Source organism: Geobacillus sp. LYN3 (genome assembly GCF_003064505.1).
Taxonomy (GTDB): Bacteria; Bacillota; Bacilli; order Bacillales; family Anoxybacillaceae; genus Parageobacillus_B; species Parageobacillus_B toebii.
The window spans coordinates 1,206,570-1,217,181 of sequence record NZ_QCWL01000001.1; the positions used below are offsets into that span (position 1 = coordinate 1,206,570).

The following is a 10,612-nucleotide window of genomic DNA, read 5'->3' on the forward strand; positions in this document are numbered from 1 at the left end:
AAGCGGCATTTTCAATCGAACGTTCTGAATTTTTCCGGCACATATGGCAAGGAAGATGGAACCGATATGGTTTCTATTTCAGGATATCGAAAAGCGGTAAGCGCTCCGCCGAATACGCAGCCAGTATCAATATTAATCGTACGATTAATGATTCTAGGTTGTTTCACCGGTGTATGACCGTATACAATCCATGCGCTTCCTTTGTAACGCTTTGCCCAATCTCGCCGGACAGGTGTTCCATCGGGATTTGTTTCCCCAGTAATATCACCATAAAGAACGAATGTTTGAACTTTTTTATCATTTCTTCCAATATAGTCTCGACGAAGGCCAGCATGGGCAATAATAAGGCGGCCGTTATCTAGCTGCGCGTATAACGGAGCGGCTTCATATAGCCTCATAAACTTTTTTCGAATCATTGCTTGTTCACTTGGCGGCAATGCGCGATATTCTGCGACAGTTGTTTCAAGACCGTGCGTAATTTGGACGTTTCTTCCTAAAAAGAAGCGATACAGTTTATTGCAATGATTCCCTGGGACATAATAAGCTGACTTGCGCTCGACAAGGGAATAGACAACTTCTACTGTTTGCAACGATTGTGGGCCGCGGTCTGTTAAATCGCCGACAAAGCCGAGTTTCCGCCCGTCTGGATGAACGGGAATGCCGCTATTCCATTCATATCCAAGCTTTTTAGTTAGCTTTACAAACTCTGAATAACATCCATGAATATCGCCAATGATATCGATTTTCATCGCTTCATTCTCCTTTAGTAAAGTAATGAATGCGCATGATTATTATAAAATAAAAAGCCGCTTGTCATGCGGCTTTTTATTCATCGGAAGAAAACATAAACTTTTTCGTGCGTGAATGGACATTCAGAACAAGTCCAATGGCTAACATATAAGTCGCAAGCGAACTTCCTCCATAACTGATAAACGGAAGAGGAAGCCCGGTGATCGGCAAAAGACCGATTGTCATTCCGACGTTTTGGAACACTTGGAATGTAATCATTCCGATGACCCCGGCGCATAAGTAGCTTCCGTATAAATCATTGCTTTCTAAAGCAATATGAACCATGCGATAGACAAGAAGGAAAAATAACGAAATGACAATGCTTGCACCAATGAAACCGAACTGTTCGGCGATGATTCCGAAAATAAAGTCGGTATGTGCTTCAGGGAGATATACGTCTAGATTGCCGTATCCTTTGCCGTATAATTCTCCAGATCCAATCGCAAGCAGGGAACGAATGAGCTGGAAGCCCTGTTCATTGGAATATTCATAAGGAGCAAGCCAGCCATAAAAACGGTTTAACTGATATTCGTCTAAAATAATATATTTGTGGAAAAAGTCAGGAAATCGGAAGAAAATAAATACAAGAATAGCAACGACCATCAATCCGGCAAACACAATTCCGAAAATAATGCGCCAGCGAATGCCAGAAACAAGCACAAGCGATCCAGTAATGGCAACAAACACCATCGACATTCCCAAATCTGGTTGCTTCATTAACAAGATTAATGGCGGTAAGAGTGTTAATGCGATTTTACCGAGCAATTTAAAATCATCTTTTATTGTCGGTTCCGGGTATTTCTCGCGATGGTTAATGATAATGCGGCTAAGGACGATAATCATAAAAATTTTCATTAATTCAGATGGCTGAAAGTTCCCGCCTGGAAGAGAGTACCAGCTCGTTGCTCCTTTAATGGTGACTGTTCCAGGAACGTTAAGTTCAAGGCCCAATAACAGCAGCATTCCAAATCCATATAAATACCACGCGATTTGGAAAAAACGATCATAGTCGATAATCATCGTTAATGCGATAACAACAACTCCAATCGCATACCATTGCAATTGTTTATAAGCAAAATTGACATTCTGCAATTTTTCCGGCAAAGTTGGTTGTGCGCTATGAATAGCGATCGCACTAACAATCGCCATTAAAAACAAAATAAACAACAAATTATAATCAAGCTTTGGTTGTGATAGCCGATCTTGTTCCATATTATGACCCTCTCCATCATGATAAAAACATGCCATATACCATATTAACGAATTACGATATTTTTGCAAAGAGTTTTGACTCATTTACTTTCTGTGAGACTTATCATATAATAAAATTAACACTAGGTACTAATAACAAATATTAATTTTAATGGATATAGGAGGATGACGGATGAATTTATCGTTAAAAGGACGTACATATGTGGTTATGGGAGTGGCGAATAAACGCAGTATTGCATGGGGAATTGCGCGGTCTTTGCACGCAGCGGGGGCTCGTCTTGTGTTTACATACGCTGGGGAACGTTTTGAAAAAGAGGTTCGCTCTCTTGTTGATACGCTGGAGGATGAAAACTCTCTTCTTTTGCCATGTGATGTGACAAAAGATGAAGAAATAATCCAATGCTTCCAACAAATTAAGGAGCAAGTTGGCGTCATTCATGGGGTTGCCCACTGTATTGCATATGCAAACAAAGAAGATTTAAGCGGAGAATATATGAATGTAAGCCGCGAAGGATTTTTGCTTGCCCATAACATCAGCGCTTATTCATTAACCGCTGTTGCTAGGGAAGCGAAAGAGTTGATGACCGAAGGCGGAAGCATCGTCACATTAACATACCTTGGCGGTGAACGTGTGGTACAAAATTATAACATTATGGGTGTAGCAAAAGCATCGCTTGATGCAAGTGTAAAATATTTAGCAAACGATTTAGGAAAATACGGCATCCGTGTCAATGCCATTTCAGCAGGACCGATTCGGACGTTATCGGCAAAAGGGGTTAGCGACTTCAACTCGATTTTAAAACAAATCGAAGAACGCGCTCCGCTTCGTCGCACGACGACGCAAGAAGAAGTTGGCGATGCGGCACTATTTTTATTTAGCGATTTGTCACGCGGCATTACGGGGGAAATTATCCACGTCGATTCTGGGTACCATATTTTAGGGTATTAAAATGAAAAATTAGAGCCGGATCATCGATCATTCCCATCCAGCAATGGTGATAGCGATCGAAAAAACGTTATATAAATCGGATTAGCTGTTCCTAGAAAAGGAGCAGCTTGTTTTTTTTTGGGTAACTTCTTGGCAATTCTTATGATAAACAGCATACATATATAAGGCAACAGTTGAAAAAGGAGGGGACTATCGATGAAACGGCGGGATATGGTGGAAAATGAGCCGCTTCTTTATATCGTGCAGCCGAAGCTGGAGCGTGTGGTTTCTTACATGCAGAAAACGTTTAAAAGCAAAAAGGATGTCGAGAAAAAAACGGAGCATGAGAACGAATGGGGACATGAAGAAATTGTCCAAGAGCAAGAAAAGCAGTTTCAACAAATGTCGCTAGAGGAACAGCTGTCCTTTTTAGGCAATCTCCCAGAGCATCTTGCCAATATAAAATGCAAGCTCGTTAGTACGGACGGAGAAAGAGAAGGAATCATCCGTGAATATGATAAAACGGAAATTATCATGGATACTGCTTTCGGAGAGGTTGCGATTCCAAGAAAGGAGGTCGTTTCCCTTACGTTAATTGGTTTTTCTGAGAAGGGAGAAGAAGAACATCGTGACCGCTACTGAACTTTTTCTTTTTATTTTAGGTATGTTTCGGATGACGAGATTGATCATGTATGATTCAATTACTGCTTTTTTGCGGAAGCCATTTCATGAAATTGTGGAAGAAACGTTGCCGGATGGAACGGTACAATCATTTTTGCATATTAAAGGAAGCGGTCTGCGCCATTGGATCGGGGAACTGCTGAGCTGCTATTGGTGTACAGGAATTTGGTGTGCTGCTATTCTTTATATCGGCAACATATTCTGTCCTATTATATTTCATCCACTTCTCATGATATTGGCGATTGCTGGGGGCGCCTCTTTCATCGAATGGGCAGTGGAAAAATGGGATTCATAAAAACGAGCGGGGGAAAGAAAGGGCTCCCGCTCGTTTTCTTGTATCTATGATAAAGTATCGATTAATACGCGCAAAGCAAGAAATCATTGCAACATCATGGAATGTTTACGGGATTTTCGACAACAGTTTTTTGGCCAATGCCAATTATATCCTGATGAAAAAGGAGAAACACATTTTTTCCGCACCACATAAACTAATAATACACTACACAGCTTGGAGGTTATAGCGATGAAAAAAGGAATTCAACCACAGCAAATTAAGGCAAAACGAGTGTATTCTTCCAAAAAGACGGCTGCGAAGTGGGCAGGAGGATGTGGCTGCGGCAGAACAATAAAAAGAAATAATGGATAAACTGTGAAAAATGCCTATACCTTCATCTGCCTAGTTGCATAGTCTAACAATGCAACAAGTCGACAGGAAGGAGGAATGGGGATGTCTGGTCGTAAAAAATCTCGTGTTATCCATGTCGATAAGCTAATTATTCATGCTGACGATGTGATAATAGTTCCAAAAGGACGCATTCGCGATCCGTGGTTATTTCCGCATCGCGAAGATGTAGAAGCAATTGAAGATGTTCATGAAGAATCACCGCGTGATGATCATAAGCATGATGATCATGAAGAGGAAAGAAGACCTTTTTCCTGGATTTAAGCATTTGGTGAAAATGGATGGGGGAAGCGTAAGTGGAACGCTTTAAAAACTATGGTCTTTGGCTTGCCATCGGTTCTTTTATCTTTTTGGCGCTGCAAACATTTGGCGTCGATATCGATTTAGGGAAGTACGAGCGTCTGTATGAAGCATTTTTAAGCATTCTCGTCATCGCAGGGATTATTAACAACCCATCTCTTGGCCGCGGTTACTTTGACAAAGTGAATAAAGAAAAATAAGTATAAGGGAAAAGCTGTCCAGTTCGATGGACAGCTCGTTTTTTGTAAAAAATAACAATTATATTTTTCCGTAAAAAATCCATTCTAACAATTGTAATCGATACTACCACAATATTAGGGAGGGAATAAACATGACTGTTGCAACTCAAGTAAAACAAACATTAGCAGGTTTAAAATCAGCTCAAGCAAGTTTCGAAACATTTGCATTACAAACGGAAAACCAAGCAGCAAAACAACTTTATCAACAAGCAGCGCAACAAACACAAGCGATCGTTGATTTAGTCAACTCTCGCGTGCAAGAAATTCAAAACGAAGAGCCACAATATAAACAACAATAACACATGCTATTTTGCAGCGAGATCGAGTTTCCAAAGATGTTGAAAAAAGGTTGGTTATATACCAACCTTTTTTCGAACGAAATACATAAATGGATGGGTTGATGAGAATGAGAAAATGGTTGATGATGACGATTGTTATCGGCATATTAATGGGCGGCTGTGCGAATGAAAACAAAGTAAAACAGCAGTCGATGCAAGGATCTGATTTCATGGAAATAAATACAAATGGAGCGCAACAGGCTGCCATCAATCAGCAAGCGGCAGAACAAGCAGTTGCGCATCTTAAGGAAAGAGATGATATAAAAAATGTCATTGCTGTAAACACAAGCAAAAAACTGCTCGTTGCTTATCAAATAAAGCATATGCATCGATTTTATCGCAAACAAATCGAAAAAGAAATTGATCGTCAGTTAATACGTTTATTTCCAAATTATCAAATTGTTTCATCGAGTGATTTAAAAATATTTTGGAAGACAGAAGAACTGCGTGGCAAATTAGGAAATAAAAAATGGAATGAACGGAAAGTAGATCAACAAATAGAAAAGATCAAACAATTAAGCGAAGAGCTCACGTAAGGGGTGGCACCATGGCAAACGAGAAACGAAAAAAACTTACTCCCGTACAACAAGAATATCATTTATTTGAGAAAGAACGAGAAACGAAACGCCCTGTCTTGAAAAACTGTGTTCGCGCTTTCCTTATTGGCGGGCTAATTTGTACCATTGGGCAAGCGATATCGTATCTTTACATGTACTTTTTTGATTTTACGGAGCAAACGGTGGGAAATCCGACCGTAGCAACGATGATATTTATTTCGATGATTTTAACCGGACTTGGAGTGTATGACCGGATTGCGCAATTTGCTGGGGCTGGCAGCGCTGTTCCTGTTACAGGCTTTGGGAATGCCGTTATTTCGGCAGCGATTGAGCATCGGACGGAAGGATTTGTGCTTGGGGTCGGCTCGAACATGTTTAAGCTGGCAGGGTCGGTTATTTTATTTGGTACGTTTTCCGCCTTTGTCGTTGCATTAGTGAAAACGATCGCAACGAAATGGGGTGGTTTATAATGCTAAAAGGGCATCGGACATGGGTGTTTGAAAACAAACCGACTATTTTGTCAACGGCGACTGTTGGAGGGCCGTTCGAAGCAAACGGCCGCATCGCCGATGATTTCGATCTGCTTCATGAAGATTTGTGGCTCGGTGAGGAATCGTATGAAAAGGCGCACAAAGTGCTGCTGGAAGAAGCGATGTTCAAAGCGATGGAAAAAGCGGGAATAGAAAAAGAGAAAGTGCAGTTTCTAATTGCCGGAGATCTTATTAACCAGATGACCCCGACTAGTTTTGCGGCAAGAACGATTGGCGCTCCATACTTAGGGGTGTTTGGCGCCTGCTCTACTTCGATGGAAGGATTGGCGTTAAGTGCTTTTATTGTGAATTACGGTGGGGCAGACTATATATTGACTGGTGCGTCAAGTCATAATGCGGCGGTAGAGAAGCAATTCCGTTATCCAACGGAATACGGTGGGCAAAAGCCGCCAACCGCCCAATGGACAGTCACCGGGGCAGGTGTAGCGCTTATCAGCTCTCACGGCGATGGACCGCGTGTTACATCAGCGACGATCGGCCGGGTCATTGATATGGGATTGAGCGACCCGTTCAATATGGGTGGAGCGATGGCACCTGCGGCAGTAGATACGATCGAAGCACATTTGCGCGATATGCAAATTGATGCCTCTTACTATGACTTGATCGTCACCGGGGATTTAGGAAAGATCGGACATGAAATATCGTTCGATTTATTGCGTCAACATGGAGTGAATGTAGAGGAAGATCGCTATCAAGACTGTGGATTGATTATTTACCGAGAAGGTCAGCCCGTATTAGCGGGAGCGAGCGGTGCTGGTTGTTCTGCCACTGTCGTATACGGGCATTTGTTAAACCGAATGAAACGAGGGGAGCTGAAAAGAATTCTCGTCGTTGCAACCGGCGCCCTTCTATCGCCGCTTTCGTTCCAGCAAAACGAAACGATTCCTTGCATTGCTCACGCGGTGGCGATCGAGTATGGAGGTGATGAATCATGATGTCGATGTTTTTTTGGGCGTTTGTTGTCGGTGGGCTTATTTGTGTTATTGGACAAATTTTGATGGATGTGTTCAAACTGACTCCTGCCCATACGTTGGCATCGCTGGTTGTCGTTGGCGCCATTTTAGATGGTTTCGGTTTATATGAGCCGCTCATTGATTTTGCTGGCGCTGGTGCAACAATTCCGATTACCAGTTTTGGGAATTCGCTAGTTCATGGGGCGCTTCAAGAGGCGGACAGACATGGCATTATTGGAGTGCTGACGGGAATGTTTGAAGTCACAAGTTCTGGCATTTCGGCAGCAATTGTATTTGGATTTATCGGTGCACTATTATTCCGACCAAAAGGATAAGGAGGAAAAGCGATGACCGTTGCCTCGCAAGTAAAACAAAGTCTAGCGAGCTTAAAGAGCATTCATGCCGGACTGCAAGGGCTTGCTCTCATTTCACAAGATGAAGAGGCGCAGAGAACGTTCCATGAGGCGATGATGATGACAGAGGAAATTATTGCAGATATAAAAAAGCGTATCGGCAAGCTGGAATTGGAGGAGCCTCAATATCATGGAAAGTAAGGAGCATGATCGATGCCAGTATGGTTAGAAGTAGCAATTCGTTCGGTTTTTATTATAATTGGGTTGTTTATCATTACACGGATATTAGGAAAAAAACAATTAGCAAAACTTTCGTTTTTTGAGTATATCGTCGGCATTACCATTGGCGACATTGCGGGAACAATGTCAATGGATTTAAGTATTAGTCTGGAGGAAGGAATTACAAGTATTTTAATTTGGGCGTTATTCCCGGTGGCTACTTCCCGTCTTTCACTGCGAAATAAAAAATTCCGCAACTTCGTTGAAGGCAATTCGACGGTCTTTATTAAAAACGGCAAAGTGTTAGAAGATAATTTAAAACGGGAAAAATATACCGTCGATGAATTGCTCGAGCAGCTTCGCAAAAAAGATGTGTTTCGTGTGGCAGATGTGGAATTTGCGGTGCTTGAGCCGAACGGCGAGTTAAACGTGTTATTGAAACGGGAAAAACAGCCGTTAACCGTTGGGGACGTATTTCCAAACCCTCCGTCAGAAAAGGAGCCGCAAACAGTAATTATGGACGGCATGATTTTAGATGAGCCGCTTGCGACGATGGGGCTGAACCGCGGCTGGCTAAAACAGGAATTGGATAAACAAGGGGTGGCGATCGAGAATGTGTTTTTAGGCCAAGTAGACTCTTACGGTCAGCTGACGCTCGATTTGTATGACGATAAAATCCAAATTCCTGAGCCGCAAGAGAAAAAGCTGCTGCTAGCGGCGATCAAAAAAGTGCAGGCAGACTTTGAATTATTCGCTTTGCAAACAGAGTCAAAGGAAGCAAAAGAACTATATAAGACAAACGCTGAAAAAATGCAGAAACTATTGCAAAAAGTGGAGCCATTTTTACGAAACTAAAGGAGGCATATACTAAATGGAAAAAAAACGTATTCGGACGACAGACGAAGAAATTAAACTGGAATTAAAGAAAAACAGCCGTGCAAGCACCACCGATGAAGAAATATCGATTGAATTTATGTACAACGAAAACAATGTCACCCATCAGCCGAAAGATTATGAAGATATTGAGTATTAACAGACGTATTGGAAAGCAAAATTTTTCTAAGATGGCCATCGGCAATTAAAAAGCGTTTCTGTTCTTTGAACAAAAGCGCAAAATGCAAAGTAGGAAAAAGCCGCTAGGGAATATCACCCGACAAGCGGCTTTTTTGCTTGCAAAAATTTATACGGTTAATGACTGCAAGAATTCTTTTACTTCTTCTGGTGTTTTCGCATTGGCGCTATGGAGATGAGCAATTTTTTCCCCATTTCGGAAGACGAGCAAACTTGGAATGCCCATCACTTGGTACTTTTCAGCAAGCTCTGGAAAATCGTCGCGATTAATTTCGAACCAATCGTATTGCGAATATTCGCTAACAATATCATCGATAAACATGTTCATTCTTGTGCAATCTGGGCACCATGTTGTATAAAACTTTACAATTACCGGTTTTTCCCCCGAAATGACCTCTTGGAATTGTTCTGTCGTTTGGAGCTCTTTCAATAGAATTTCCCCCTTGAATGAAGTAGTGTCCGCTTATACTTTATCACATTTTTGTGGAAAAAAAGAATTTATATGCTTTGGCACATTGTCCCCTAAATTGCATAAACAAATGGTAAGGAAGGAGGGGATAGGATGAGCCGCGAGTTGGAAAAAGCGCTGGAAACGTGGGCGAATTCTAAAAAAGAGGGACATGAGCAGTTTATTAAGTTGTTTGAACAGTGGGGAAGAGACTTCGATAAAAAAATACAGGAAATCGAGAAGCTAAATAATCAATTTTTAAAAGGCGTCCAAGGAAACTTGGATTATATGAACAAGTGGTTTTCGAAAAAAGAAAACCAGTTTTCGAAGCTGTTTCGGATATTTGGGGAATAGATTTCCATATACGCCTATACCAGTTGCAAGCATGATGAATACGATAAAGTAACAAAGCGTAAGGAGGTGCACCATTATGGGCTTTGGATGCTGCGGTTTCGGAGGATACGGAGGCTTCGGCTATGGAGGCTTTGGCTATGGCGGTTTCGGCCATGGCAGTAGCTTTGTGTTGATTGTTGTGTTGTTCATTTTGTTAATTATTGTCGGTGCTGCGTTTGTATACTAATGTCATGTAATGGGTGCGGGCTGTTCTATTCGACGGGCAGCTCGTACTTTTTCTTTCTGATGTATGCACTTATTGGTTTTCAATTCATACGATATAAGAGGAAAAGGAGGATTTGGTAAATGGATAATCAGTTTTTTAAAAATATCGAAAAGAAAACAGGTGTAAATATGAAAGACGTATTCGAATTAGCCAATTCTTTGCAAAATGCCAATTTTAAAGACGAAAAAACAGTGCGTCACGTCATCAAACGCGTCGCGCAAATCGCCAATCGGAAAGTGCCAAAAGAGCTAGAAGACCAAATCGTCAAAACGATCATTCAAAACGGAAAACAGCTTGATTTTAGTACGATTGCTAACATGTTGAATAACAAAAAGTAAGCAAAAGGGAGTCTTCGGAATCGAAGCTCCCTTTTGTTCTTTATATTCCTTAGGAAAAAATGAATATTGGCAACTAAAGCGAATCAATTACAAAAAGACGGTCTTGAAAATCTATAATATAAATAGTAAACAAAGGAAATAAAATATGCGCAAAGGAATAGACGTTACAATGATTGCTTTCATTCCGAATGAAGCGTGCTGTTGTAGGGCATGGACAATATACAGAAGATATAAAGAAACTAGTGCAGCAAAATATGATATGGCGTCAACTACCCAACGGCTAAAGCCGTGGGCTTGCAACTAGCCTAATTGGCTGCCGCGTTCGGCTGGTTGA

The 10,612-nt window shown here is 41.4% G+C and carries 20 protein-coding genes; 17 read left to right on the forward strand and 3 right to left on the reverse strand.

All coding sequences use genetic code 11. The features are described from left to right. Nucleotides 1–11 precede the first annotated feature (11 nt). Both prpE and DCC82_RS06300 read right to left on the reverse strand, forming a co-directional pair. Nucleotides 12–749 (reverse strand): bis(5'-nucleosyl)-tetraphosphatase PrpE, encoded by a 738-nt coding sequence (gene prpE / locus DCC82_RS06295; protein ID WP_108430286.1) that lies wholly within the window; start codon nucleotides 747–749, stop codon nucleotides 12–14. Nucleotides 750–825: 76 nt separating this feature from the next. After that, the gene (locus DCC82_RS06300; protein ID WP_108430287.1) at nucleotides 826–2,001 is read right to left on the reverse strand and encodes an FtsW/RodA/SpoVE family cell cycle protein; all 1,176 of its coding nucleotides are present in this window, start codon (nucleotides 1,999–2,001) and stop codon (nucleotides 826–828) included. A 172-nt stretch (nucleotides 2,002–2,173) separates the two neighbouring features. On the opposite strand from DCC82_RS06300, the gene fabI reads away from it, so the two are divergent. From fabI to DCC82_RS17605, 14 genes are all read left to right on the forward strand, one after another. Further along, on the forward strand, nucleotides 2,174–2,950 hold the full coding sequence (fabI, locus tag DCC82_RS06305) for an enoyl-ACP reductase FabI (protein WP_108430288.1): 777 nt from the start codon (nucleotides 2,174–2,176) through the stop codon (nucleotides 2,948–2,950). A gap of 195 nt (nucleotides 2,951–3,145) precedes the next feature. After that, complete coding sequence (locus DCC82_RS06310) at nucleotides 3,146–3,571, forward strand: CotO family spore coat protein (RefSeq protein ID WP_012749466.1); 426 nt, start codon at nucleotides 3,146–3,148, stop codon at nucleotides 3,569–3,571. After that, nucleotides 3,558–3,905: a DUF1360 domain-containing protein gene (locus DCC82_RS06315; RefSeq protein WP_012749467.1), complete on the forward strand. Its 348-nt coding sequence runs from the start codon at nucleotides 3,558–3,560 to the stop codon at nucleotides 3,903–3,905. The genes DCC82_RS06310 and DCC82_RS06315 overlap by 14 nt, the downstream gene beginning before the upstream one ends. A 228-nt stretch (nucleotides 3,906–4,133) precedes the next feature. After that, nucleotides 4,134–4,256: a hypothetical protein gene (locus tag DCC82_RS18535; RefSeq protein WP_286170450.1), complete on the forward strand. Its 123-nt coding sequence runs from the start codon at nucleotides 4,134–4,136 to the stop codon at nucleotides 4,254–4,256. An 81-nt stretch (nucleotides 4,257–4,337) separates the two neighbouring features. Then, nucleotides 4,338–4,556 (forward strand): hypothetical protein, encoded by a 219-nt coding sequence (locus DCC82_RS06325; protein WP_012749469.1) that lies wholly within the window; start codon nucleotides 4,338–4,340, stop codon nucleotides 4,554–4,556. A gap of 32 nt (nucleotides 4,557–4,588) precedes the next feature. Continuing rightward, nucleotides 4,589–4,792: a phage holin family protein gene (locus DCC82_RS06330; RefSeq protein WP_108430289.1), complete on the forward strand. Its 204-nt coding sequence runs from the start codon at nucleotides 4,589–4,591 to the stop codon at nucleotides 4,790–4,792. Between the two features lie 131 nt (nucleotides 4,793–4,923). After that, nucleotides 4,924–5,130 (forward strand): DUF1657 domain-containing protein, encoded by a 207-nt coding sequence (locus DCC82_RS06335; RefSeq protein WP_012749471.1) that lies wholly within the window; start codon nucleotides 4,924–4,926, stop codon nucleotides 5,128–5,130. Nucleotides 5,131–5,237: 107 nt separating this feature from the next. Then, nucleotides 5,238–5,705: a YhcN/YlaJ family sporulation lipoprotein gene (locus DCC82_RS06340; RefSeq protein WP_233252939.1), complete on the forward strand. Its 468-nt coding sequence runs from the start codon at nucleotides 5,238–5,240 to the stop codon at nucleotides 5,703–5,705. A gap of 11 nt (nucleotides 5,706–5,716) precedes the next feature. Then, nucleotides 5,717–6,196, forward strand: a complete 480-nt coding sequence (spoVAC, locus tag DCC82_RS06345; protein ID WP_012749473.1) for a stage V sporulation protein AC — start codon at nucleotides 5,717–5,719, stop codon at nucleotides 6,194–6,196. Next, nucleotides 6,196–7,212: a stage V sporulation protein AD gene (spoVAD, locus tag DCC82_RS06350; RefSeq protein WP_081189630.1), complete on the forward strand. Its 1,017-nt coding sequence runs from the start codon at nucleotides 6,196–6,198 to the stop codon at nucleotides 7,210–7,212. The genes spoVAC and spoVAD overlap by 1 nt, the downstream gene beginning before the upstream one ends. Then, nucleotides 7,209–7,565 (forward strand): stage V sporulation protein AE, encoded by a 357-nt coding sequence (spoVAE, locus tag DCC82_RS06355; RefSeq protein WP_062679095.1) that lies wholly within the window; start codon nucleotides 7,209–7,211, stop codon nucleotides 7,563–7,565. Before spoVAD ends, spoVAE begins: the two co-directional genes overlap by 4 nt. Before the next feature lie 12 nt (nucleotides 7,566–7,577). Continuing rightward, nucleotides 7,578–7,784, forward strand: coding sequence for a DUF1657 domain-containing protein (locus tag DCC82_RS06360; protein ID WP_012749476.1), 207 nt, complete (start codon nucleotides 7,578–7,580; stop codon nucleotides 7,782–7,784). A gap of 12 nt (nucleotides 7,785–7,796) precedes the next feature. Beyond that, the gene (locus DCC82_RS06365) at nucleotides 7,797–8,657 is read left to right on the forward strand and encodes a DUF421 domain-containing protein (RefSeq protein ID WP_012749477.1); all 861 of its coding nucleotides are present in this window, start codon (nucleotides 7,797–7,799) and stop codon (nucleotides 8,655–8,657) included. Between the two features lie 16 nt (nucleotides 8,658–8,673). Beyond that, nucleotides 8,674–8,835: a hypothetical protein gene (locus tag DCC82_RS17605; protein WP_012749478.1), complete on the forward strand. Its 162-nt coding sequence runs from the start codon at nucleotides 8,674–8,676 to the stop codon at nucleotides 8,833–8,835. Between the two features lie 147 nt (nucleotides 8,836–8,982). Here DCC82_RS17605 and DCC82_RS06370 read toward each other — a convergent pair whose 3' ends face one another. Beyond that, nucleotides 8,983–9,303: a thioredoxin family protein gene (locus DCC82_RS06370; protein ID WP_012749479.1), complete on the reverse strand. Its 321-nt coding sequence runs from the start codon at nucleotides 9,301–9,303 to the stop codon at nucleotides 8,983–8,985. Between the two features lie 132 nt (nucleotides 9,304–9,435). On the opposite strand from DCC82_RS06370, the gene DCC82_RS06375 reads away from it, so the two are divergent. The 3 genes from DCC82_RS06375 to spoVIF all read left to right on the forward strand — a co-directional run bounded on the left by DCC82_RS06375 (nucleotide 9,436) and on the right by spoVIF (nucleotide 10,278). After that, the gene (locus DCC82_RS06375) at nucleotides 9,436–9,675 is read left to right on the forward strand and encodes a hypothetical protein (RefSeq protein ID WP_012749480.1); all 240 of its coding nucleotides are present in this window, start codon (nucleotides 9,436–9,438) and stop codon (nucleotides 9,673–9,675) included. Nucleotides 9,676–9,751: 76 nt separating this feature from the next. After that, the gene (locus DCC82_RS06380) at nucleotides 9,752–9,901 is read left to right on the forward strand and encodes a YjcZ family sporulation protein (protein ID WP_012749481.1); all 150 of its coding nucleotides are present in this window, start codon (nucleotides 9,752–9,754) and stop codon (nucleotides 9,899–9,901) included. A 119-nt stretch (nucleotides 9,902–10,020) separates the two neighbouring features. Then, complete coding sequence (gene spoVIF, locus DCC82_RS06385) at nucleotides 10,021–10,278, forward strand: sporulation-specific transcription regulator SpoVIF (protein WP_012749482.1); 258 nt, start codon at nucleotides 10,021–10,023, stop codon at nucleotides 10,276–10,278. The last annotated feature ends 334 nt before the right edge of the window (nucleotides 10,279–10,612 follow it).

Coding starts and splice junctions, on each gene's coding strand:
- DCC82_RS06360 (WP_012749476.1), top strand. CDS start 7,578: ATGACCGTTGCCTCGCAAGTAAAACAAAGTCTAGCGAGCTTAAAGAGC.
- DCC82_RS06375 (WP_012749480.1), top strand. CDS start 9,436: ATGAGCCGCGAGTTGGAAAAAGCGCTGGAAACGTGGGCGAATTCTAAA.
- fabI (WP_108430288.1), top strand. CDS start 2,174: ATGAATTTATCGTTAAAAGGACGTACATATGTGGTTATGGGAGTGGCG.
- DCC82_RS06340 (WP_233252939.1), top strand. CDS start 5,238: ATGAGAAAATGGTTGATGATGACGATTGTTATCGGCATATTAATGGGC.
- DCC82_RS18535 (WP_286170450.1), top strand. CDS start 4,134: ATGAAAAAAGGAATTCAACCACAGCAAATTAAGGCAAAACGAGTGTAT.
- spoVIF (WP_012749482.1), top strand. CDS start 10,021: ATGGATAATCAGTTTTTTAAAAATATCGAAAAGAAAACAGGTGTAAAT.
- DCC82_RS06310 (WP_012749466.1), top strand. CDS start 3,146: ATGAAACGGCGGGATATGGTGGAAAATGAGCCGCTTCTTTATATCGTG.
- DCC82_RS06325 (WP_012749469.1), top strand. CDS start 4,338: ATGTCTGGTCGTAAAAAATCTCGTGTTATCCATGTCGATAAGCTAATT.
- DCC82_RS06380 (WP_012749481.1), top strand. CDS start 9,752: ATGGGCTTTGGATGCTGCGGTTTCGGAGGATACGGAGGCTTCGGCTAT.
- spoVAC (WP_012749473.1), top strand. CDS start 5,717: ATGGCAAACGAGAAACGAAAAAAACTTACTCCCGTACAACAAGAATAT.
- prpE (WP_108430286.1), bottom strand. CDS start 749: ATGAAAATCGATATCATTGGCGATATTCATGGATGTTATTCAGAGTTT.
- spoVAE (WP_062679095.1), top strand. CDS start 7,209: ATGATGTCGATGTTTTTTTGGGCGTTTGTTGTCGGTGGGCTTATTTGT.
- DCC82_RS06300 (WP_108430287.1), bottom strand. CDS start 2,001: ATGGAACAAGATCGGCTATCACAACCAAAGCTTGATTATAATTTGTTG.
- DCC82_RS06335 (WP_012749471.1), top strand. CDS start 4,924: ATGACTGTTGCAACTCAAGTAAAACAAACATTAGCAGGTTTAAAATCA.
- spoVAD (WP_081189630.1), top strand. CDS start 6,196: ATGCTAAAAGGGCATCGGACATGGGTGTTTGAAAACAAACCGACTATT.
- DCC82_RS17605 (WP_012749478.1), top strand. CDS start 8,674: ATGGAAAAAAAACGTATTCGGACGACAGACGAAGAAATTAAACTGGAA.
- DCC82_RS06365 (WP_012749477.1), top strand. CDS start 7,797: ATGCCAGTATGGTTAGAAGTAGCAATTCGTTCGGTTTTTATTATAATT.